Source organism: Rhizobium bangladeshense (assembly GCF_017357245.1).
Lineage (GTDB): Bacteria > Pseudomonadota > Alphaproteobacteria > Rhizobiales > Rhizobiaceae > Rhizobium > Rhizobium bangladeshense.
The window spans coordinates 474,538-497,638 of sequence record NZ_CP071612.1 but is presented as its reverse complement, the minus strand read 5'-3'; the positions used below and the strand labels follow the sequence as shown (position 1 = coordinate 497,638).

Genomic DNA, 23,101 nt, shown 5'->3' with positions numbered 1-23,101 from the left:
AACGGCTTGCAAATCAGAAGGTTTCATGGCGCGGCGCCGGTCATTGAATGCGCGAGAAGGGAGGCGTCGCCGCAAGGCCGGCGGAGAGCCGTCACTCTTATGCCCCGAAGGGGTCATCCAATGTCGCAATGCTCCACAAGGTCGCAGTCGAGCGGGTTGCCTGCCTTGCCTCAGCCGTTGTCGCTCACATTCGGCAGAGATTGCAGGAGGGTCTGGCGGGCTGAGCGCAGGTGGACGCGGCAGGCCTTCTCGATTGCTGCCTGGTCGCCGGATTCCAGCGCCGCGATATAATCCAGATGTTCGTGGATGGCGCGCTCGTTGCGCTCGCGGGCAGCGGTCTTGTTCCACTGGTAATGATAGTGGAAGATGATGGCGATCGCATCGTAGAAATCGGCAATGAAGCGGTTCTTCGAAGCGCGGTGGATCAAAAGGTGGAAGCGCTCGTCGAGGACGGAGAAATCCTTGAAACGCTGGTTGATGTCGGCAAGCATGGCGAGATGTTCCTCACGCATGGCGGCAAGATCGGCCCAGGCCTGATTGTCTCGGGGAAGCCTGCCGAATTCGGCGGCAGAATGCAGCTCGAACATCTCTCGGACATCGGCAAGTTCGAGCGCGAATTCGCGGGTGAAGCCCTTCAGCGTCCAATGGCTGTTCGGCCGCTTTTCGATCAGGCCGAATCGGGAGAAGCGGATCAGGAATTCGCGCACGCTCGTCGTGCCGGTGCCGATCTCGCGGGCAAGCTCCAGCTCGTTGATCTGCATGCCCGGGGCAGCGTCATCAGCGAGGATGCGCCGCATGAAGCTGCGCTCGATGATGTCATGCAGCGAATCCGTCTCTTCGGAGGGAAAGAGGTCGCGGTCGGTCGGATCGCGCAGCACGATCTTCTGACGCTTGTTCCAGCGGATGATGCCTTCATCGCTGAGGCGGGTGAGGATGGCGCGCGCGGTGGAACGGCTGACGCCGAGCTGCGCCGCGATCTCCGGTTCCGACGGCAGCGCCGTATCCGTGCGCAGGGCAGCGGCATACCTGTTGTATGCTTCCTTGAAGACCGTGTTCTGCCTTGCCATCAGATCCCCCGCTTTCCGCCCGCGTGCCGGGATTTCCGTTTCGCTTCAAAAAGCGAAAAAGGCGCCCGACCGGAGCTTGTTCAAAAATCCATTAGCGTATTTCCGATCGTCTGCGGCGCATTGCCTCCCTCGTCCACAGGATCAATATACCCGTTGACTCCAAAATGTTTATTGTAGATAAAAAACAAAATCAATCGCATTCGCCGATGCAGCGAGCGTTTCCTTCAGGGAGAAGAGATTGGACAAGCAGCCATGGATCATCCTGTCGGCCGGCGACAATGTCGCGGTCGCAACGTCCGCCATCGCTGAGGGCTCGACGGTAGCCGGCGTCGAGGCCCGCCAGAAGATCGAACCGGGCCATAAGGTGGCGATCGCCGATATTCCGCTTGGGTCCGCCGTGGTGAAGTATGGGCAGGCGATCGGTCGCACCACCTCCGAAGTCAAGGCCGGCGACCATGTGCACAGCCATAATCTGCACTTTGAAAACGACCGGCTCGCCGTCACCGCCAATTCGGCGCCGGAAGAAGCAAGCGCCGAGGACAAGGCGCGCACCTTCATGGGCTATCGCCGCGCCGACGGGCGGGCGGCGACGCGCAACTATATCGGCATCATCGCCAGCGTGAACTGTTCCACCACCGTCTGCCGGGCGATCGCCGACGAGGCGAACCGGTCGATCCTGCCGCATTACGACGGCATCGACGGTTTTGTGCCGATCGTCCATGACCAGGGCTGCGGCATGAGCTCGACCGGCGACGGCATGAACGTGCTGCACCGGACGCTTGCCGGCTATACGAGGCATGTCAATTTCGGCGGCGTGCTGATGATCGGCCTCGGCTGCGAGGTCAACCAGCTGACGCTCTACGGCCAGAGCGGTGCTGGCGCCTCCAAGCGGCATTTCAACATCCAGGATGCCGGTGGTTCGCGCCGCGCGGTCGAGCGCGCCATGGGCGTGCTGCGCGAGATCGCCGCCGATGTCGGCAGGGAAAAGCGCGTGCCGATCTCGATCGGCGAGATCATCATCGGCCTGCAATGCGGCGGCTCGGACGGTTTTTCCGGCATCACCGCCAATCCGGCGCTCGGTGTCGCTGCCGATCTCCTGGCGGCGGCCGGCGGCACGGCGATCCTGTCGGAGACTTCGGAAATCTACGGCGCCGAGCATCTGCTGCGCAGCCGCGCTGTCAGCGACGAGGTGGCGAGGAAACTCGACGAGAAAATTGCCTGGTGGGAAGATTATGTCGCCCTGCACGGCGCCTCGCTCGACAACAATCCCTCGCCCGGCAACAAGCGCGGCGGGCTCACCACCATCCTCGAAAAATCGCTCGGTGCCGTCGCCAAGGGCGGCCGCTCGCCGCTGACGGCGGTCTATGGCTATGCCGAACGGGTGACCGCTCCCGGCCTCGTGTTCATGGACACGCCCGGCTATGATCCGGTTTCGGCAACCGGCCAGGTAGCGGGCGGCGCCAACATGATCGCCTTTACCACCGGCCGCGGCAGCTGCTTCGGCTGCCGGCCGGCGCCGTCGCTGAAGCTATCGAGCAATTCGGCGCTCTATGCCTCGATGGAAGAGGACATGGACATCGATTGCGGCACGATCGCCACCGGCGACGCGACGATCAGTGGCAAGGGCCGCGAGATCTTCGATCTGATCGTCGACACGGCCTCGGGCAAGAAGACCAAGAGCGAAATCTTCGGTTACGGCGATAATGAGTTCGTGCCTTGGCATCTCGGTGCGACGCTCTAGATTGCGGTAACCTAACAGTTTGATTTTACGCAGTTCCTGAGGATGCATGATGGAAACGAGACGGATCGGCAAGACCGGGCTTGAGGTGACGGAGATCAGCTACGGCGCGGCGCCGCTCGGCGGCCTCTACCGCGCATGCCCGCGCGATCAGGCGATGGAAACGCTGCAGGCCGCCTGGGACAGCGGCATCCGCTATTTCGACGTCGCCCCCTGGTACGGCCTCGGCCTTGCCGAACGGCGCGTCGGCGATTTCCTGCGCGACCAGGCGGACGGCGCTTACGTGCTTTCCACCAAGGTCGGCCGGCTGCTTCGGCCGGTGCCGACGGGAATGGTACCGGATTACAGCTATGTCGATCCGCTCTCCTTCGACGCCGATTACGACTATTCCTATGATGGCATCATGCGCTCGGTCGAGTTCAGCTATGCGCGCCTTGGCCTCAACCGCATCGACATTCTCTATGTGCACGATATCGGCGTCTATACGCATGGCGCAGCCAAGAATGCGGTCTACCAGAAGCAATTGCTCGATTCCGGCGTGAAGGCGCTGGAGGAGCTGAAGTCTTCCGGCGCGATCTCCGCCTTCGGCCTCGGCGTCAACGAAGTGCCGGTCTGCCTCGAAGTCATGCGCCATGCCGACCTCGACTGCATTCTGCTTGCCGGCCGCTATACGCTGCTCGACCGCTCTGCGGTGGAGGAACTCCTGCCGCTCTGCCGGCAGAAGGGCACGTCGCTCGTCGTCGGCGGCGTCTTCAACTCCGGCATCCTCGCCACCGGCCCGGTGCCGGGCTCGCATTTCGATTATATGCCGGCCAGCGAGGATGTGCTTGCCAAGGTCGGCGCGATGGAGGCGATCGCCAAGCGCCACGGCGTGCCGCTCGCGGCCGCCGCCATGCAGTTTCCGCTGCGCGATCCGATCGTCGCCTCGGTGCTGATCGGCACGGCGAAGCCTTCGAGCCTGACGCGCAACATGGAAATCGTCGCGCCGCCGCTTGCCGATGGCATCTTTGCCGAATTCGAGCCCTATACGCTCACCGCACCGCCGCTCGGCACCGAAGCGGTCCGGGTCTGAGGAGACACCATGCTCAAGGGTATTCATCCGCTGCTCGGTCCTGACCTGCTCCATGCGCTGAAAACGATGGGGCATGGCGACGACATCGTCATCGCCGACGCCAATTTCCCTGCAGGCTCGATGGGACCGCCTGTCATCCGCGCCGACGGCGTCAGCGCTACCGACATGGCCGCAGCGATCCTGTCGCATATGCCGCTCGACACCTTCGTGCCGGAAACGGCATGGCGGATGGAGGTGGTGGGTGACCCCGGCGCCGTGCCCGAAGTGTGCGCGGAGTTCCAGCAGATCGTCTCGAAGCGCGCTGGCGATTTCCGTATCGTCCCGGTGGAGCGTTTTGCCTTCTACGCCATGGCCCGCAAGGCTGCCTATATTGTCGCGACGACGGAATTCCGGCTGTACGGGAATTTGATTTTAAAAAAGGGCGTCGTGCACCCGCACGAGGTCGAACCGAGCCGGTAGCTATTTTAGGCTATCGTTGTAATGAAATAAAATCAGGTGCTTGGAGGGAGTTTTCCGGAGTAAAAAAGCGCGTTCGACGCCCTTGCAATTTGAATGCGCGTCGGCTAGCTTCTGCCTGCAAATGTTTTTTATCGATAAAAACCTTCCGCCAGCGTTCAGCGGTCCGGTTTATTTGGAGGAGAACGCATCCTGAGAGGAGAACCTTTATGAGCATCGTGAAATCCATTCTGTCGCGCCGCGCCTTTACCGCGCTCGCGGGTGCCGCCGTCATCGCCACGGCGATGCCGGTCACGTCCTTTGCCGCCGATGTGACGATCCCGATCATCGTCAAGGACACCACGTCCTTCTACTGGCAGATCGTTCTGGCGGGCGCCCGCAAGGCCGGCAAGGATCTCGGCGTCAACGTGCCGGAGCTTGGCGCCCAGGCGGAATCCGATATCAACGGCCAGATCAGCATTCTTGAGAATGCCGTCGCCGGCAAGCCGGCCGCAATCGTCATCTCGCCGACCGAGTTCAAGGCACTCGGCAAGCCGATCGACGAAGCTGCCAAGTCAGTCCCGATCATCGGTATCGACTCGGGCGCCGACTCCAAGGCGTTCAAGTCGTTCCTGACGACCGACAACGTCCAGGGCGGACGCATCGCCGCCGACGGTCTTGCCGCCGCCATCAAGGAGATGACGGGCAAGGAAGAAGGCGACATCGTGATCCTGACCAACCTGCCGGGCGTTGGTTCGCTGGAGCAGCGCCGCGAAGGCTTCCTGGATCAGATCAAGACCAAATATCCGGGTCTGAAGGTCATCGCCGACAAGTATGGCGACGGCCAGGCGACGACCGGTCTCAACATGATGACCGACCTGATTACGGCAAACCCGAACCTCGTCGGCGTCTTCGCCTCCAACCTGATCCTGGCGCAGGGCGTCGGCCAGGCGATCGCCGAAAACAAGCTCGGCGACAAGATCAAGGTGATCGGCTTCGACAGTGACGACAAGACGGTCGGCTTCCTCAAGGACGGCGCGATCGCCGGCCTCGTCGTCCAGGACCCCTATCGCATGGGCTATGACGGCATCAAGACCGCACTTGCCGTCTCCAAGGGCGAGAAGGTTCCGGAAAATGTCGATACCGGCGCCAACCTCGTCACCAAGGCGAACATGGCCGATCCGAAGATCGACGCGCTCTTGAACCCGAAGATCAAGTAAAACGACAGGCGGCCGCGCCGGCTTCAAAAACCGGCGCGGCCTTTTCCATCCATGGTATGGTTCACCAGGGGATGGAACAGACGCGACAAGAGGAGGAGAGTCCATGATCGGACTGGAAGAGGTCAGTCATCGCCATGATGACAGCGCCACGCTGAAAGAAGCCAATCGTGTTCCCGCCGGATCGCCCATCCTCGAACTGAAAGGTCTGCAGAAGAATTACGGTCATGTGCAGGCGCTGAAGCCGGCGACGATGACCTTCCTCGCGGGCGAAATCCATGCGATCGTCGGCGAAAACGGCGCGGGCAAATCCACCCTCATCAAATTGCTTACCGGCGTCATCACCCGCACGGCCGGCGAGGTGCTGTGGTGCGGCCATCCGGTGGGGCTGTCGACGCCGAACGAGGCGATCGCCCGCGGCATCAATGCCGTCCATCAGGAAGTGGTGCTCTGCCCGCATCTGACGGTCGCCGCCAACCTTTTCCTTGGCGACGAAGTCAATCGCTATGGCCTCATGCGCAAGAAGCAGATGGAGAAGATGGCGCAGGCCGTGCTCGACGATCTCGGCTTCGGCCTGCCGGCAGGCGCGCTTTTAAGTTCGCTGACGATCGGCCAGCAGCAGCTGGTGGCAACAGCGCGCGCGGCCATGCGCGGCACGCAGTTCCTGATCTTCGACGAACCCACCGCCTATCTCACCCGCCAGGAATCGGCGCAGCTGTTCAAGCTGATCCGCCGCCTGCAGGGCGAAGGCGTCACCATCGTCTACATCAGCCACCGCATGGAGGAGGTCTTCGAACTGGCCGATCGTGTCTCGGTGCTGCGCGACGGCACGCATGTCGGCACGCGGCTGATTGGCGAGACCAACGATGCCGAGCTGATCGCACTGATGATCAACCGCTCAATCGAACAGATCTACCACAAGGAAGAGATCGCCTTCGGCGAAACGATCGTCGAGGTCAACGGTCTTTCGGGCCCGGGCTTCGAGGACGTGTCGCTCAGCGTCAAGGCGGGACAGATCGTCGGCCTCTACGGCCTGATCGGCGCCGGCCGCAGCGAGTTCGCGCTCGGCCTCTACGGGCGCCAGCCGATTAGCGCCGGCGACATCCGGTGGATGGGCAAGCCCGTCGACATCAGGAACGAACGCACGGCAATGGAACTCGGCATTGCGCTCGCGCCCGAAAGCCGACGCGACCAGGGGCTTTGTCTCAACCTGCCGATCGGCCTCAACATCAACCTGCCGGTGTTCGGGCGCCTCAGCCACGGGCCTGTCATCAATCACGCGCGCGAATCTGCCAATGCCGACAAGCAGATCCGTGATCTCAGCATCAAGACGCCGAGCCGGCGCGTTCCGGCCTCAAGCATGTCTGGCGGCAACCAGCAGAAGATCGTCATCGGCAAATGGCTGAGCCACGGCGCCCGGCTGTTCATTTTCGATGAACCCACCGTCGGCGTCGACGTCGGCACCAAGGCGGAAATCTACCGGCTGTTCGCCAAGCTTTTGAAGGAGGGGGCCGGCATCATCCTGATCTCGTCCTATCTGCCCGAGGTCTACGAACTGGCCGACCGGCTGCACGTCTTCCGCGGCGGCAGGCTGGTCGCGAGCCATGATTTCCACACGGCGACGCATGAACAAGTGCTCAGCGAAGCGATCGGCGTCTGAGCCAGAAGAATAAGAGGGAGAAAATTCATGACTGTCACCCCCACTGAAATCGTCGCGCCGCCGCCGCGCCGGAAAATGAACATCCTGTTCGGTCTGACGCTGATCGGGCTCTTGATCTTCCTCTGGATCGTGCTCGGCTTCGTCACCGCGAGCTTCTGGACGCCGCTCAACATTTCCAACCTGCTGCGCCAAGGCGCGATGACGGCGATCCTGGCGCTCGGCCAGACCTTCGTCATCATCACCGCGGGGATCGATCTGTCGGTCGGAGCAATCGTCGGCTTCTGCACCGTCATCATCGCCTGGCTTTTACAAGCGGGCGTACCGCTCTGGGGAGCGATCGTGCTGACCCTCGCCATCGGTGTCGCAATCGGCGCTTTCCACGGCTTCGGCATCGTGCATATGGGCCTGCCCCCTTTCATCATCACGCTGGCAACGCTGACATCGCTGCGCGGCATCGGCCTCCTGATCACCAACGGCTCGACGATCAGCATCACCAACGAGAGCTTCAGCAATTTTGCCCGGGCCGACTTCCTCGGCATTCCGAGCCTGTTCTGGATGGTCATCCTGGTGGCGGTCCCCTCCTTCGTCTTCTTGCATCTGAGCCGCTGGGGCCGCTATCTCTTTGCGGTCGGTTCGAATGCGGAGGCCGCTCGTCTTTCCGGCGTCAATGTCAAGGGCATGATCTATCTTGCCTATATCCTCTCGGCCTCCTTCGCCGCCTTCGTCGGCGTGTTGCTCGCCTCACGCATCGCGATCGGCAATGCAACGCAGGCCGACGGCTGGGAACTGCAGGCGATCGCGTCGTCCGTCATCGGCGGCACCAGCCTGTTCGGCGCGGTCGGTTCCGTGCACGGCCCGCTGATCGGCGCCTTCATTCTCGCAACGATCAACAACGGCGCGAACCTTCTGAACGTCAACTCCTTCTGGCAGCGCATCATCACCGGTCTCTTGATCATCGTAATCGTCTTCTTCGACCAGCTGCGCCGCCGCCGGAGCAATTGAACGACATAAAGACAGAGCCGGTCCAAAAGGCCGGCTTCTTCACATTCAAGGAATGCGAGACCCGCCCATGAAAGCAGTTGTTTGCCGGGAGCCCGGCGTACTCGACATTATCGACCGCCCATCACCTGCCGCCCCGGCCCCCGGCTGGGTGCGGCTGGCGGTCAGCCATGTCGGCATCTGCGGCACGGATTATCATATTTTCGAGGGCAAGCACCCTTTCCTCGAATATCCCCGGGTGATGGGGCATGAAATCTCGGCGACGGTGCTTGAGACGGGCGACGGCGTTGCGCTTGCGGTCGGCACGCCTGTCATCGTCAACCCCTATCTCTCCTGCGGTCAATGTGTCGCCTGCCGCCAGGGTAAACCGAACTGCTGCACCAATATCAGAGTACTCGGCGTCCATACCGACGGCGCCTTCTGCGAGGAGATTTCGGTTCCTGCTGACAATCTCTATCCCGCCAGGGGTCTCAGCCTCGAGGCGGCGGCGACGACGGAATTTCTGGCGATCGGCGCCCATGCGGTACGCCGCTCGCTGGCCGGCGCCGGTGCACGGTCGCTCGTCATCGGCGCAGGGCCGATCGGCCTGGGAGCGGCGATCTTCTCGCGCATCGCGGGCCATGACGTGACGCTGCTCGATACCAGCGCCGAGCGGCTGCAGATGGCGGCCGAACGCTTCGGCTTCACCTCGAGCATCGTCGCCGATGAGGCAACGGCGGATGCCGTCAAGGAAAAGACCGACGGCGACGGCTTCGACGTCGTCTTCGACGCGACGGGGTACGGCCCGTCGATGGAAAAAGCCTTCTCCTTCGTCGCCCATGGCGGCGCACTGGTGCTGGTCAGCGTCGTCAAGGACGATATCCGCTTCTCCGATCCCGAGTTCCACAAGCGCGAGATGATGCTAATCGGCAGCCGCAACGCAACCCGCGCCGATTTCGAGCATGTGGCGGATTCGATCGCGAAGGGGCTGGTGCCGGTGGAGAAGCTCATCACCCATCGCACGAGGCTTGCCGATGCGCCACGTGATCTGGCGCGCTGGGCGCATGAGAAGAGCGGCCTGATCAAGGCGGTGATCCGGGTTGGTGGGTAGGTACGGCGCGGACCATGCGCGCGGAGTGCTGCCCGTGGATGCTCGGGTCAGGCCCAAGTATGTGCAATGGGCAAGAGGCGGGACGTCCGGATGAATTCCGGCAAGGTGCGGGGCTGTCTTGCGTGGGAAGCGCCTAGGCAAAGGCGATATCTGCAAAAAACCGCTGCGCCTGCGGTACTGCCGCACAGGCTCCCCCACTCTCCGTCGTCCTCGGGCTTGACCTGAGGACCCATGGCCGCAAACGCTTCATTCGCGTTCCAGACTGCAACCGTTTTGCGTCACGAGTGCAGAACGCCTAACCCACCGCCTCGATCGCCCTGCGCATCTCCCTGACCACCTCGATATCCGTCTTGTTCGTATTCTTCCCCTCGAACCCGAAAGCCACCGCGCGCCGGTCGCGGCTTTCCACCGGCGAACTGCAGGATCCGTGCACCTCGCGGGCACCGGTCGCGCGGAGAATTTCGCCGACATTGGCGGGGCGGACGCCGCTGCCGGGCATGATCGATATACGGCCGACCGCCTTCGCCGAAAGGCGTTTCAACATATCGAGGCCGTCGGCGGCCTTCAGCGCGCAGCCGGAGGTGAGGATGCGTTCGCAGCCGAGCTCGATGGCCTGTTCGAGCGCCTGATCGGCGTCCGGCACCAGGTCGAAAGCGCGGTGCAGCGTCGATCCCAGGCCGGCCGCATGCGCCTTCAGACGGTGGATGAGCGCCATGTCGAGCGTACCGTCCTGGCGGTTGGCTCCGATGACGACGCCGGCAAGACCTGCGGCGCGCACCGCCTCGATATCGAGCATCATCGCCTCCGCGTCGACGCTGTCGAAAATGAAGGGGCCGGCATGCGGGCGGATCATCGCGTAAACGGGAATGGGTGCCCGGGCGGCGATCCGCATCAGGCTCGGCAGCGGCGTCAGGCCGCCAAGCTCCAGCGCCGAGCAGAGCTCGATGCGGCCGGCGCCGCCTTCGATCGCGGCGGCAAGGCTCTCGGCGCTGTCGACGCAGACTTCCAGCAGGATCGTCATGCGGCACTCTCCCTGTCTCCGTCGGCCGGCTGCCTGAAAGTCTGCGCGGCCGGCTCCGACGTCATTCTGGCCGCTGCGTCGATGATCATCATAGAGGCATCGGCGGCGGCTTTCCGGTGGTTGAAGGCGACGTGATAGGACATCGGCAGATGCTCGTCGAGATCGACGATGCGCACCTTGTCGGCGATCGGCATGGCGCTGACGCGGCCGAGGAAGGAGACGTAGCCGTGGTTGGCGACGAGGTCGACGATCACGGGGAGTGAATCCGCCGCGGTGATATCCCGGCTGCGGAAGCGCCGGTTGGATGCGCGCTCATCGCTGAAGGCCATTGCGGCATGGCCGAGGCCGGTGCGCGGGCTCGGCATGCAGATCGCATGGCCGGCGACGAGATCGGCGACTGTGGTTTCCGTACTTTGAGGCGGCGCGATCACCACCATGTCGGTCTGGAGAAGTTCGCGATGCCGGAAGCTTTCAAGGCCGAAGACCGAATCCAGGATGGCGACATCGATGCGGCCGCTCTTCAGCGCCTCGCGCAGATCGTCGGCGGTCATCGAGACCAGCGAAATCGCATTGTTGCTGCGGCGCGCATTCCACTCTGAAACAAGCAGGCCGAGGCAGCGCGCCACCCAGCTTTCCGATCCTGTCGGGATGATCGAGCCGATGCGCAGCGACCGGGCGGCGCGCCGGTAGCGCTCGTCAGCGGCCGATTTCAGATCGTTCCATGCCTGACTGATCGTCATGAAGATCTGGTAGGCGCGCCTGCCCTCCTCGGTCAGAACCGAGCCTTGGGCCTGCCGCTCGAACAGGCGCCGGCCGAGAAATTTCTCAAGATTGGCAAGCTGGAGCGAAAGCTGCGGCTGACCGAGACGAAGGCGCCGGGCAGCGCGGTTGATGCTGCCCTGATCGGCCACTTCCAGAAAACGCTCGATCGCGACGATCTTGATAGGAATGCGTGCGGCCCAGGTTTCGAAGATCTCGCCGGTAGCGCCCTCGTGGCCCGCCAGTTGTCCGAGTTCACCGACCGCAGTCCTGATCGGAGTCAGCCCTTCCAGCACCCTGCCGCTGGCGATCAGCGTCGCCAGTTCACCGGAGGAGCGCTCGGTCAGCTTCATCGCCAATTCGATCTCGAGTTGGCGGGTCGCCGTCGAGACGGTGGAGGGCGACAGCCTGAAATGGCGCGCGATCTCGCGGACCGAACCGGAAGCCAGGACGTGGCTGGCGATGAAAAGGGCACCGAGATGCAAAGGAGCTCGCTCCGAAAGCGCTGAAAAACCGGACGATATGATGTGTTCGCCAAAAAAGATATCCCCGCCTGGGGATCGGCGCTCTATCGTTTGCAGCATAAAAAACGGGGCGGCGGAGTTTCCGCAGGCGAGCACCGGAACATCGTGGAAACACGCAAGGGGACAAAAACAAATCGCGCCGGCTTCAGAAAAGGGAATGCGTTTCCGCGCGCGGAGCCGTGTTCACCGTCATAATCGTCGGCGCGACCGCAAATACTGGAGGGGGCTTGCATCGATTTTTCGAGTGGGCACACTATTTCCATGACGCACGCAATTCCGGCATGATGGCGGCCCGATCGCCTGCGCCGGCAGATTTCCTGCGCGCAAGCCTTGCCGGCTTGGGCCTCATCACGGTGTTTAAAAAGGGGATATTCAATGCTGAAGAAACTCGCACTTGCCGTTTCGCTTTCGGCCTTCGCAGCGGGCGCGGTTCAGGCCGCCGACGTCGTCGTCTCGTCGAAGATCGACACCGAAGGCACGCTGCTCGGCAACGTCATCGCACTGGCGCTCGAAGCAAACGGCATCAAGACGCAGGACCGCATCGCGCTTGGCGCCACACCCGTGGTGCGCAAGGCGATCACCGCAGGCGAAATCGATATCTACCCCGAATATACCGGCAATGCCGGCTTCTTCTTCAACAAAGCCGATGATGCCGCCTGGAAGAACAACGACCAGGGTTATGAGCTGGCGAAGAAGCTCGATTACGACGCCAACAAGATCGTGTGGCTGACGCCGTCGCCCGCCAACAACACCTGGGCGCTTGCCGTGCGCAACGACGTCGCCGAGCCGAACAAGCTCACGACCATGTCGGACTTCGGCAAGTGGGTGGCAGGCGGCGGTACCGCCAAGCTTGCCGCTTCCTCCGAATTCGTCAATTCGGCCGGTGCGCTTCCCGCCTTCCAGACAACCTACGGCTTCCAGCTGAAGCCTGACCAGATGGTCGTTCTCTCCGGCGGCGACACGGCGGCGACGATCAAGGCGGCCGCCGACCAGACGAATGGCGTCAACACCGCCATGGTCTACGGCACTGACGGCGCCATCGAAGCGGCCGAACTGACCGTTCTCGAGGACGACAAGGGCGTGCAGCAGGTCTATGCGCCGACCCCGATCATCCGCGAAGAGGTGCTGAAGGCCAATCCGAAGATCGAGGAAATCCTCTCGCCGATCTTCAAAAGCCTGAGCGCCGACGAATTGCGCAAGCTCAACGCCAAGATTCAGGTCGACGGCGAGCCGGCAAAGTCCGTCGCCGAGGCCTACCTCAAGGAAAAGGGCTTCCTGAAGTAATCATTGCCGCTCCGCCCCGTCGCGGGCGGAGCCTCCCTGACGACTGGGGCGGCCATACAGGGTTGGATTGATGGAAGAAAGCTCAACGGTCCGCAGGCTGGATCGGCTCGGCGTGGTTCTGGTGGCGGGCGGCATTGCGGCGACGGCTCTGATGCCCTTCATCTATGTCAAGGCGAACCGCATCGCTGCCGGCAAGCCGATGCTGCTGACACAGCTTCTCCCCCAGCCCTCCGTCATTGTCCTGACCGTTCTTCTTCTTCTCACCGCCATCGCCACGCTGTTCCTCGCCAATGCCCTGGCACGGCTTGCGATCGCAACCCTCAGCCTTGCCGCACTGATCGCTGCGATCGGCCTGGTCTCGACGGCGGCGACGCCGCCGGGCAGCACGGTGGCCCGGATGACGCCTGGCGGCGGTTTCTGGGTGCTGTTCGCGGTGATCGGGCTCATCATATCGGATGCGCTCGTCAAGATCCGGCTGACGCCCTGGTTGCGGGTGGCAGCGCTTGCCGCCTATACGGCGCTGCTCTTTGCTTTTCTTTCCTCCGGCCTGCTCGACAGCCTCTCGATCATGAAGGAATTCTCGACGCGGGCCGCACAGTTTGAGACCGAGGCATTTTCACACCTGCTGCTGGCGCTCGGCTCGCTTGCCATCGCCATCATTCTCGGCCTGCCGCTCGGCATCCTCTGCTTCTGGGTGCCGAAGCTGCGCGCCGTCGTGCTGCAGGGTTTGAGCCTCATCCAGACGATACCGAGCCTGGCGCTCTTCGGCCTGTTGATGCTGCCGCTCGGATATCTCGCCACGCATGTGCCGCTGGCGGCCGCTATCGGCATTCGCGGCATCGGCACGGCGCCGGCACTGATCGCGCTCGTGCTCTATTCCCTCCTGCCGATCGTGGCCAATACCGTCGTCGGCCTGCAGGGTGTCGATCCCTCCGTGCGCGATGCCGCGGCCGGCATGGGGCTGACGCGCCGGCAGATCCTCACCGGCATCGACATGCCGCTCGCCTTTCCGGTCATCCTCACCGGCATCCGCATCGTGCTGGTGCAGGCGATCGGCATGGTGACGATCGCCGCGCTGATCGGCGGCGGCGGCTTCGGCATCTTCATCTTCCAGGGGCTCGGCCAGACGGCGATGGACCTCGTCCTGCTCGGCGCCGTGCCGACCGTCTTCCTCGCCTTCTCATCGGCCGTCATCCTCGATGCGGTCATCGACAGCATTCGGGGACCCGCCGCATGAGCATGATCGAAATCAGCAACGTCACCAAGCGTTATGGTGCAGCCACCGTCGTCGACAATGTCTCGATGCGCGTCGAGAAGGGCGAGATCACCGTCATCGTCGGCACATCGGGCTCCGGCAAATCGACGCTGATGCGAATGATCAACCGGCTGGTGCCGATCACCGAAGGCGAGATCTTCGTCGACGGGAAGAATGTGATGGACGTCGAGGTGACCGAGCTTCGCCGCCGGATCGGCTACGCCATCCAGGGACACGGCCTCTTCCCGCATCGGACCGTGGCGCAGAATATCGCCACCGTGCCGCAGCTGCTCGAATGGGATTCGGCACGCATCGCCGCCCGCGTCGAGGAGCTGCTCGGGCTTTTCAATCTCGATCCGGCTGATTTCGCCGACAAATATCCACATCAGCTTTCCGGCGGCCAGCAGCAGCGCGTCGGGGTCGCCCGGGCGCTTGCAGCCGAGCCGGAACTGCTCTTGATGGACGAGCCTTTCGGCGCGCTCGATCCCGTCATCCGCGGCAAGGCGCAGGACGACCTCCTTGCGATCCAGAAGCAGTTCGGCACGACCATCATCCTCGTCACTCACGACATGGACGAGGCCTTCCATCTCGGCAACCAGATCGCGGTGATGAGCCAGGGCAAATTGCTGCAATGTTCGACGCCGGAAAAGATCCTTACCGAACCCGCCGATCCCTTCGTGCAGCAACTGACCGGCACCTCCGACCGGGCGCTGAAGCTGATGTCGCTGCTGCCGCTGAAGGAGAGCATGGAGCCGGCCAAGAGCGGTCTCGCCTATGCCCTGCCGCAGTCGCTCAGCCTGCGCGACGCGCTGGCCGAAATGATCTGGCAGGGAGTCGACGAAGCGGCCGTCCAGGATAACGACAAGGCCGCCGTCGGATCGATTTCGATGACGCGGCTGCTCGAGCTGGGCCGCAAGGCATGAAACTCGTCGTCGCCAATTTCTTCCGTCTGGCGGCACTCGCCCTGCTCTTGATCCTGCTGTTCAGGACGGAGTGGCTTTCCTTCCTGCTTGCGCCGCTGACGAGCAACAACGCGCCTGCCGTCTATACCCAGAACAGCCTTGCCTCGCTTGCGCTCGGGCATCTGCAGCTCGTCATCGGCTCGATCGCCTGCAGTGCCGTGCTCGCCGTTCTCGGCGGCATCTTCGTGACGCGGCAAAGCGGTGCCGACTTTCTGCCGCTGTCGCGCGCCATCGCCAATGCCGGCCAGACCTTTCCGCCGGTCGCGGTGTTGGCGCTCGCCGTGCCAGCCACCGGCTTCGGTGCCATGCCGACGCTGATCGCGCTCTTTCTCTACGGGCTGCTGCCGATCTTCGAAAACACCGTCGCCGGCTTGAAGCAGGTGTCGCCACAGGTTCTCGACGCTGCCGACGGCATGGGCATGAATGCGACGCAGCGGCTGGTGCGCGTCGAGCTGCCGCTTGCCCTGCCGCTGATCCTCGAGGGCCTGAAGGTTGCGACCGTCATCAATATCGGCACGGCGACGATCGGCTCGACGGTCGCGGCAAAGGGCCTCGGCGAAGTGATCATCGCCGGATTGATATCGGACAATACCGCCTTCATCCTGCAGGGCGGGCTGATCGTCGGGCTGATGGCGGTGCTGATCTACGACGCGATGGGCGTCATGGAAGCGGCGATCACGCGAAGAATCGGCTTGCGCGCGGCGTAAGAGGACCGCTACCAAGGCGGCGTTGATCGTTTGAATGGGAGGCTGCCTTGGCGAAGATGATCCACTCCATGATCCGCGTTCTCGACGAGGCGCGCTCGGTCGACTTCTACAGCAAGGCTTTCGGCCTCTCGGTCGCCGACCGTGTCGATTTCGACACTTTCACGCTGATCTATCTCAGCAATGCCGAGACCGGCTTCGAGCTGGAGCTGACCGTCAACAAGGGCCGCATCGAACCCTATGATCTCGGCAAAGGCTATGGCCATCTCGCCGTCTCGGTCGAAGAAGTCGCCATCGAGCGCGAGCGCATGGTTAGACTCGGGCTCAAACCAAGCGAGCTGGTGGAGCTCAACCGCGACGGCAAGTTGTTCGGCCTGTTCTTCTTCATCAGCGATCCCGACGATTACAAGATCGAAGTGCTGCAGCGACACGGCCGGTTTCTCTAAGGCTATTCGATGATCGAAAAGACCGAGCTCAATTCCGGCTGGACGCTTAGCTGTAACGATACAGGAAGATCAGGCCTGCCCGCCGCCATTCCCGCAACGGTGCCGGGATGCGTGCATCTCGACCTTCTCGCCAACCGGCTGATCCCCGATCCCTATATCGACGTCAACGAGATCACAAACGACTGGATCGGCAGGACCGACTGGACCTATCGCTGCAGATTCGAGGCCGCGCCGGATGAGGGCAAAGTGCAGGAGCTCGTCTTCGACGGGATCGATACTGTCGCGGTGATCACGTTGAACGGCGAGGAGATCGACGGTAGCTTCAATATGCACCGCACCTATCGCTTCGACGTTTCGGCCCTGCTGAAGTCAGGCGCAAACGACCTTGCCGTCACCTTCCGCTCCGCCTACGCCTATGGCGCGGAGATGGAGAAGCATTACGGCTATCGGCCAAACAACTATCCGGGGCCGGGCAATCTGATGCGCAAGATGGCCTGCAATTTCGGCTGGGACTGGGGGCCGACGCTGGTGACAGCGGGCCTTTGGAAGCCTGTCCGGCTGGAGAGCTGGGACCGGGCGCGGTTCGCCGAGACACGTGTGTCTGCAAGCCTTGCCGGCGGCGACGGACTGGTGAAGGTGCATGCGAAGCTGGCGCGCCACGGCGATGCCGGGACGTGCCGGCTGGTCGCAGAGATCGGCGGAATGACCACCAAAATAGCGATCGGCGCTGGGCAAGACCAGATTTCCTGCGAACTTCGTCTCCCCTCGCCACAGCTCTGGTGGCCACACCATCTCGGCGCGCAGCCGCTCTATCGGATGACGCTGAGGCTGATCGACGAGGCCAGCGGCGATCTGCTCGACAGTTTTGAGCGCGAGCTCGGCTTCCGTTCGCTCCGACTCGACACCTCAGCCGACGAGCACGGCTCGGCCTTCACCTTCGTCATCAACGACGTGCCGCTCTTCATCGCAGGGGCGAACTGGATCCCCGACGATTGTTTCCCGTCCCGCGTCACGGGCGAACGTTATGCCGCCAGGATAGAAGAGGCAAAGGCCGCCAATATCCACATGTTGCGCGTCTGGGGCGGCGGCATTTTCGAGAGCGAGGAATTCTACGCGGCCTGCGACCGCTTGGGCATGCTGGTCTGGCAGGATTTCCTCTTTGCCTGCGCCGCCTATCCGGAGGAGGAACCGCTTCGAAGCGAGGTCGAGGCGGAGGTGCGCGACAATGTCGTGCGTCTGATGCCGCATGTCTCATTGATCCTCTGGAACGGCAATAACGAGAATATCTGGGGTTTCGACGAATGGGGGTGGCGACCGGTCATCAAGCAAGGCGAGAGCTGGGGGCTCGGCTATTATCTCGACCTGCTGCCAAAACTCTGCAGTGAGCTCGATCCCGACCGGCCCTATTATCCCGGCAGCCCCTATTCCGGCTGGATGGAGATCGAGCCCAATGCCGACGGACATGGCTGCAAACATATCTGGGACGTGTGGAACGATGTCGGCTACGAGGTCTACCGCAACTATGTCCCGCGCTTCTGCTCCGAATTCGGCTGGCAGGCGCCGCCCGCCTGGGCAACGATCGAAGAAAGCGTGCATGACCAGCCGCTAACCCCGCGATCGAATGGCGTCTTCCACCATCAGAAGGCGACGCAGGGCAATGAGAAGCTGATCCGCGGTCTTGCCGGGCACCTGCCGGAACCGAGGACGATGGACGATTGGCACTTCGCCACCCAGCTCAACCAGGCGCGCGCCATCCGCTTCGGCATCGAGCACATGCGCTCGCATCGGAATATCTGCAAGGGTGCGGTGGTCTGGCAGTTCAACGACTGCTGGCCGGTGACCTCCTGGGCGGCACTCGATTCGGCCGGGCGCCGCAAGCCGCTCTGGTATGCGCTAAAGGCAGCCTATGATCCGCGCCTGCTGACGATTCAGCCCCGCGGCGGCGGACTGGCCGCGGTTGCCGTCAACGAGAGGACGCTGTTCTGGCGGGCGAAGATCAGCGGCAGACGTTTGAAACTCGGCGGCGCCGTGCTTGCCGAATTCGAATTTTGGCGCCTGCTCTGCGACCGCTTCGAAGCCAAGGAATTTCCGCTGCCGGACGACATCGTCAGGCCGGACTTACCGAAGGACGAGGTCGTTGTCGTCGACATGCTCGACCGGCGGGCGTTTCACTATTTCGTCGAGGATATTGACCTTAACCTGCCGCCGCCGCGAGTGAGCGTCGATGTGACTGCGATAGAGGATGGCTACGCGGTCAAGGTGACAGCCGAGAAATTTCTCAAGGACCTCTGCCTGATGGCCGACCGGCTAGATCCGGATGCGGTCGTCGATTCGATGCTCGTGACGCTGCTGCCGGGAGAGAGCCACATGTTTTTCGTGAGGACGGCGAAGACGATCGTCGTCCAAGACATCGTCATCGGGACGGTGCTGCGTTCGGCCAATGATCTTGTCGCGGGTCGCTGAAAAGCCCCTCATCCGCCTGCCGGCACCTTCGCCTTAAACGGGGCGAGGGGGACACGCCCCAACCTTTCGGCTCGCCAGTCACCTCTGGCAGGGCACACCCCCCTCTCCCCGCTTACGGCGAGATGGCCAGACACCAAAAAGGCCCCGCCTCCAACGGGGCCCTTCCAGCTCGGTCCATCGGACGAGATTACATCCAGTAGGGCGGCACGCCGTAATAATCATACACCCGGCGGCCATTGTCGTTGTACCAGGTGTCGTCATCATCCGAATAGCTGGGTGCGCCTTCGATCTGCTCCTTGGTCAGGTCGATGCGATAGCCGTCCAGCTGGGTATCGTAGTTCAGCTTTTCCCAAGGCAGCGGATAGTGGTCGTGACCAATGCCAAGGAAGCCGCCGAAGCTCAGCACGGCATAGGCGACGCGGCCGTCGCGCTTGCCGATGATCAGGCGTTCGATCGAGCCGATATGGCGGCCATCGGCGCCATATACCCTGGTACCTTCGACGCGGTCGCTGGCGATCAGAGAATGCGTTTCCGTGGTGTTCGGGTCACGGCGGCTGGCATCAGTATCCTGATTCAGCATTGAAACCTCCTTTTTGGTGTTCCTCGTGGCTGGTATGCAGGGTCAACGCCATGGCGGACTCAAAGTTCCCTTCCTTTTCGATGACCGCGCGGCCAAATGTTGACGTTTACGTCAAGGTTAGTGTAGCTTCATTCAGCTTGAACCGTTCAGGCAATGGCATAAGCTGCCGGACTGGAAGATGGAGGATGCTTCCGGTCAATTGGAGCCAGTCGACCATCGGCTCGGCACCGGCGCGGCGGCTGCAAGGGAGAGAGAGACACGATGAGCAGCATTTCCGTCCATCCGAACGGAGCAAAACCGGATAAGCCCTGGCTTGCCACTTATCCCGATGTGGTTCCGGCCGAACTCCCGCCGCTGGAACATGCCTCGCTTGCCGAACTCCTCGAAAAATCCTGCGCCCGCTACGCCGACCGGACGGTTTTTTCGAGCATGGGCAAGGCAATGAGTTATCGCGAGCTGGAGAGCCAGACGCGCAAAGTCGCCGCCTGGCTGCAGAGCATCGGCCTCGAGAAAGGCGACCGCGTGGCGGTGATGATGCCGAACGTCCTGCAGAATCCGGTCGCAACCTATGCCATCCTGCGGGCCGGTCTGGTGGTCGTCAACGTCAACCCGCTCTATACGGCGCGCGAACTCGAACACCAGTTGCGCGATTCCGGCGCCAAGGCGATTTTCGTGCTGGAGAATTTCGCCCGCACGGTCGAGCAGGTCCTCAACAAAACCGACCTGCGCCATGTCGTCGTCACATCGCTTGGCGAAATGCTGGGACCAAAGGGACTGATCGTCAATTTCGTCGTGCGCAAGGTGAAGAAGCTCGTTCCCTCCTGGTCGATCCCGCAGCATAAGAGCTTCGGTCAGGTGCTCAGCGAAGGCGCAAAGAAAAGTCTTCAGCCGGTCACGCTTACGAGGGACGATATCGCCTTCCTGCAATATACCGGCGGCACGACAGGCGTTGCCAAGGGCGCCGTGCTGACACATCAGAACCTGCTTGCCAACAAGCTGCAGCTGTCGCTTTGGCTGAGATCGGCTTTCCAGCTGAAGAAACAGCCTGAGGTGCTGAACTTTCTCTGCGCGCTGCCGCTTTACCATATCTTCGCGCTGACGGTGAATTCGCTGATGGGCATGTCGCTTGGCGCCCACAATATCCTCGTCGCCAATCCGCGCGACATTCCCGGTCTCGTCAAGGAATTCGGAAAGTCGAACATTCATATCTTCCCCGGTCTCAACACGCTGTTCAACGCGCTGATGAACAATGCCGACTTCGCCAAACTCGATTTCTCCTCTCTCATCATGTCGCTTGGCGGCGGCATGGCCGTTCAGCGCCCGGTCGCCGAACGCTGGCTTGCTATGACCGGCACGGCTATAACCGAAGGCTACGGCCTTTCCGAGACATCGCCGGTTGCCACCGCCAACCGCTTCGATTCTCCCGAGTTCACCGGATCGATCGGCCTGCCCATTCCCTCCACCGAACTCGATATCCGCGACGAGGAGGGCCGTTCGCTGCCGCTTGGCGAGATCGGCGAGATTTGCATCCGCGGACCGCAGGTGATGGCCGGCTACTGGCAGAAACCGGAGGAAACGGCGCGGGTGATGACGGCAGACGGCTATTTCCGCTCGGGCGACATGGGCTTCATGGACGAGCGCGGTTACACCAAGATCGTCGACCGCAAGAAGGACATGATCCTCGTCTCCGGCTTCAACGTCTATCCGAACGAGATCGAGGAGGTCGCCGCCATGCATGCCGGCATCCTCGAAGCCGCGGCGGTCGGCGTGCCGGACGGGCATTCCGGCGAGGCGGTAAAACTCTTCGTGGTCAGGAAGGATCCGAACCTGACGGAGGCGGAGGTGAAAGCCCATTGCATCGCCAATCTCACCAACTACAAGCGCCCGCGCTTCATCGAATTCCGCACCGAACTGCCGAAATCACCTGTCGGCAAGATCCTGCGCAAGGACCTGCGCGTCTGAATTTGAGAGTGTGATGAAATTAGAGCCATCCGCTCGCCGCGGGTGGCTTTTTCATGTTTGGAGCGGTGGCTGAACTTGATTTGCGCCCGATAAAGCGAATAGTTTCCGCAACCCTTTCCCCTTCAAGGAGCCTCCCATGAACGCCATCGTCGAACAGCTGAAAAGCACTGCTGAAGCCACCAAGGCAACCGATCTCCGTGCCGCCTTCGCGGCCGATCCGCAGCGCTTTTCGCGCCTTTCCGTCTCTCTCGACGATCTGCTGATGGACTATTCCAAGACGGCGGTGAACGAGGAGATCCTCAAGCTCTTGGTCAAGCTTGCTGAAGAGGGCGGCGTCGAAAAGAAGCGCGAGGAGATGTTCTCCGGAAAGGCGATCAATTTCACCGAGGACCGCGCCGTTCTGCACACGGCGCTGCGCAACCGCTCCAATACGCCTGTCTTGGTCGACGGCAAGGACGTCATGCCTGACGTCAACGCCGTGCTTGCCGCTATGGGCAAGTTCGCCGACGAGATCCGCTCCGGCACGTTGAAAGGCGCGACCGGCAAGGCGATCACCGACGTCATCAATATCGGCATCGGCGGCTCCGATCTCGGCCCGGTTATGGCGACGCTGGCGCTTGCCCCTTTCCATGACGGCCCGCGCGCCCATTTCGTCTCCAATATCGACGGCGCCCATATCGCCGATATCCTGAAACTCGTGCAGCCGGAGACGACGCTCTTCATCGTCGCCTCGAAGACCTTCACGACAGTCGAGACGATGACCAACGCGCAGACGGCGCGTAATTTCATCGCCAAGGCGCTCGGCGAAGCGGCCGTGCAGCATCACTTCGCCGCCGTCTCGACGGCGCTCGATAAAGTTGCCGCCTTCGGCATCGACAGCGCCCGCGTCTTCGGCTTCTGGGACTGGGTCGGCGGCCGTTATTCGATCTGGTCGGCGATCGGCCTGCCGCTGATGATCGCCATCGGCCCGGAGAATTTCGGCAAGTTCCTGGATGGCGCGCATGCGGTCGACAACCACTTCCGTAAGGCACCTATTACCGAAAACCTGCCGATGCTGCTCGGCTTGATCGGCTTCTACCACCGCAATGTGCTTGGCTATCCAACCCGCGCCATCCTTCCCTACGACCAGCGCCTGTCGCGCTTCCCGGCCTATCTGCAGCAGCTCGACATGGAATCGAACGGCAAGGGCGTCACCATCGACGGCACGCCGGTCGAGGGCAATTCCGGCCCGGTCGTCTGGGGCGAACCCGGCACCAACGGCCAGCACGCCTTCTACCAGCTCATCCATCAGGGCACGAGCATCATCCCGGCCGAGTTCATGATCGCCGCCAACGCCTTCGAGCCGGAGCTGCGCCACCAGCATCAGCTGCTGATCTCCAACGTGCTCGCCCAGTCGGAAGCGCTGATGAAGGGGCGCACCTTCGATGAAGCAAAGAAGCAGCTGACCGATAAGGGCATGGACGACAAGAAGGCCAATTTCATCGCGCCGCATCGCGTCTTCACCGGAAACCGTCCGTCGATCACCTTCGTCTACGACAAGCTGACGCCCTATGCGCTCGGCCGCCTGATCGCGCTTTACGAACATCGCGTCTTCGTCGAAGGCGTGCTCTTCCGCATCAACTCCTTCGACCAATGGGGTGTCGAGCTCGGCAAGGAATTGGCGACGGGCCTGCTGCCCGTCGTCGAAGGCAAGCAGAGCGCCGCGAGCCATGATTCCTCCACGCAGGGCCTGGTTGCGGCGCTGGCAAAGCTGGCGAAATAAGCGATCGAGATTGCCCTCACCTTAACCCTCGCCGGGGTCGAGCCACGGGTCTCGACCCTTCCTTCGGACACCCATGACCGGAGCGAGGGGACGTGCCCTGC

At 62.4% G+C, this 23,101-nt stretch carries 19 protein-coding genes; 15 read left to right on the top strand and 4 right to left on the bottom strand.

Translation table 11 applies throughout. The features are described 5' to 3' along the window. Window positions 1-170: 170 nt before the first annotated feature. Window positions 171-1,067 (bottom strand): GntR family transcriptional regulator, encoded by an 897-nt coding sequence (locus tag J2J98_RS02415; protein ID WP_064707853.1) that lies wholly within the window; start codon window positions 1,065-1,067, stop codon window positions 171-173. Between the two features lie 238 nt (window positions 1,068-1,305). On the opposite strand from J2J98_RS02415, the gene J2J98_RS02410 reads away from it, so the two are divergent. The 7 genes from J2J98_RS02410 (at window position 1,306) to J2J98_RS02380 (ending at window position 9,278) form a co-directional block, all read left to right on the top strand. Then, the gene (locus J2J98_RS02410) at window positions 1,306-2,808 is read left to right on the top strand and encodes a UxaA family hydrolase (protein ID WP_207602260.1); all 1,503 of its coding nucleotides are present in this window, start codon (window positions 1,306-1,308) and stop codon (window positions 2,806-2,808) included. A gap of 49 nt (window positions 2,809-2,857) precedes the next feature. Beyond that, window positions 2,858-3,877, top strand: coding sequence for an aldo/keto reductase (locus J2J98_RS02405; RefSeq protein WP_064707851.1), 1,020 nt, complete (start codon window positions 2,858-2,860; stop codon window positions 3,875-3,877). 9 nt (window positions 3,878-3,886) lie between these two features. Continuing rightward, window positions 3,887-4,336 (top strand): RbsD/FucU family protein, encoded by a 450-nt coding sequence (locus J2J98_RS02400; RefSeq protein WP_207602259.1) that lies wholly within the window; start codon window positions 3,887-3,889, stop codon window positions 4,334-4,336. A gap of 206 nt (window positions 4,337-4,542) precedes the next feature. Beyond that, a complete protein-coding gene (locus J2J98_RS02395; RefSeq protein WP_064711730.1) occupies window positions 4,543-5,532 on the top strand; it encodes an ABC transporter substrate-binding protein in 990 nt (329 codons plus the stop codon). 103 nt (window positions 5,533-5,635) lie between these two features. After that, on the top strand, window positions 5,636-7,189 hold the full coding sequence (locus tag J2J98_RS02390; protein WP_064707848.1) for a sugar ABC transporter ATP-binding protein: 1,554 nt from the start codon (window positions 5,636-5,638) through the stop codon (window positions 7,187-7,189). A 27-nt stretch (window positions 7,190-7,216) separates the two neighbouring features. Continuing rightward, entirely contained in the window at window positions 7,217-8,191 is a 975-nt protein-coding gene (locus tag J2J98_RS02385; RefSeq protein ID WP_064707847.1) for an ABC transporter permease, read from the top strand. A gap of 67 nt (window positions 8,192-8,258) precedes the next feature. Then, on the top strand, window positions 8,259-9,278 hold the full coding sequence (locus J2J98_RS02380) for a zinc-binding alcohol dehydrogenase family protein (RefSeq protein ID WP_207602258.1): 1,020 nt from the start codon (window positions 8,259-8,261) through the stop codon (window positions 9,276-9,278). Window positions 9,279-9,573: 295 nt separating this feature from the next. Here the strand turns inward: J2J98_RS02380 and J2J98_RS02375 are convergent, their stop codons facing one another. Then, complete coding sequence (locus J2J98_RS02375) at window positions 9,574-10,299, bottom strand: copper homeostasis protein CutC (RefSeq protein ID WP_207602257.1); 726 nt, start codon at window positions 10,297-10,299, stop codon at window positions 9,574-9,576. Beyond that, window positions 10,296-11,543, bottom strand: coding sequence for a LysR family transcriptional regulator (locus J2J98_RS02370; protein WP_207602256.1), 1,248 nt, complete (start codon window positions 11,541-11,543; stop codon window positions 10,296-10,298). The genes J2J98_RS02375 and J2J98_RS02370 overlap by 4 nt, the downstream gene beginning before the upstream one ends. A gap of 414 nt (window positions 11,544-11,957) precedes the next feature. Here J2J98_RS02370 and osmF point away from each other — a divergent pair, with 414 nt between their 5' ends. The 6 genes from osmF (at window position 11,958) to J2J98_RS02340 (ending at window position 18,696) form a co-directional block, all read left to right on the top strand. Further along, complete coding sequence (gene osmF, locus J2J98_RS02365) at window positions 11,958-12,866, top strand: glycine betaine ABC transporter substrate-binding protein OsmF (RefSeq protein ID WP_064707843.1); 909 nt, start codon at window positions 11,958-11,960, stop codon at window positions 12,864-12,866. A 70-nt stretch (window positions 12,867-12,936) separates the two neighbouring features. Beyond that, window positions 12,937-14,103: an ABC transporter permease gene (locus tag J2J98_RS02360; protein WP_207602255.1), complete on the top strand. Its 1,167-nt coding sequence runs from the start codon at window positions 12,937-12,939 to the stop codon at window positions 14,101-14,103. Further along, window positions 14,100-15,044 carry an ABC transporter ATP-binding protein gene (locus tag J2J98_RS02355; RefSeq protein WP_138395403.1) on the top strand — a complete coding sequence of 315 codons (945 nt, stop codon included), beginning with the start codon at window positions 14,100-14,102 and terminating at the stop codon, window positions 15,042-15,044. The genes J2J98_RS02360 and J2J98_RS02355 overlap by 4 nt, the downstream gene beginning before the upstream one ends. After that, window positions 15,041-15,790: an ABC transporter permease gene (locus J2J98_RS02350; RefSeq protein ID WP_064707840.1), complete on the top strand. Its 750-nt coding sequence runs from the start codon at window positions 15,041-15,043 to the stop codon at window positions 15,788-15,790. The genes J2J98_RS02355 and J2J98_RS02350 overlap by 4 nt, the downstream gene beginning before the upstream one ends. Window positions 15,791-15,837: 47 nt before the next feature. Continuing rightward, complete coding sequence (locus J2J98_RS02345) at window positions 15,838-16,233, top strand: VOC family protein (RefSeq protein ID WP_207602254.1); 396 nt, start codon at window positions 15,838-15,840, stop codon at window positions 16,231-16,233. 9 nt (window positions 16,234-16,242) lie between these two features. Next, window positions 16,243-18,696 (top strand): glycoside hydrolase family 2 protein, encoded by a 2,454-nt coding sequence (locus J2J98_RS02340; protein WP_207602253.1) that lies wholly within the window; start codon window positions 16,243-16,245, stop codon window positions 18,694-18,696. Between the two features lie 187 nt (window positions 18,697-18,883). On the opposite strand, the gene J2J98_RS02335 is transcribed toward J2J98_RS02340, so the two are convergent. Beyond that, complete coding sequence (locus tag J2J98_RS02335) at window positions 18,884-19,276, bottom strand: PRC-barrel domain-containing protein (protein ID WP_064693645.1); 393 nt, start codon at window positions 19,274-19,276, stop codon at window positions 18,884-18,886. Window positions 19,277-19,537: 261 nt separating this feature from the next. Here J2J98_RS02335 and J2J98_RS02330 point away from each other — a divergent pair, with 261 nt between their 5' ends. Both J2J98_RS02330 and pgi read left to right on the top strand, forming a co-directional pair. Next, a complete protein-coding gene (locus J2J98_RS02330; protein ID WP_207602252.1) occupies window positions 19,538-21,238 on the top strand; it encodes a long-chain fatty acid--CoA ligase in 1,701 nt (566 codons plus the stop codon). Between the two features lie 136 nt (window positions 21,239-21,374). Next, window positions 21,375-23,000: a glucose-6-phosphate isomerase gene (gene pgi / locus J2J98_RS02325; RefSeq protein WP_207602251.1), complete on the top strand. Its 1,626-nt coding sequence runs from the start codon at window positions 21,375-21,377 to the stop codon at window positions 22,998-23,000. Window positions 23,001-23,101: the final 101 nt, after the last annotated feature.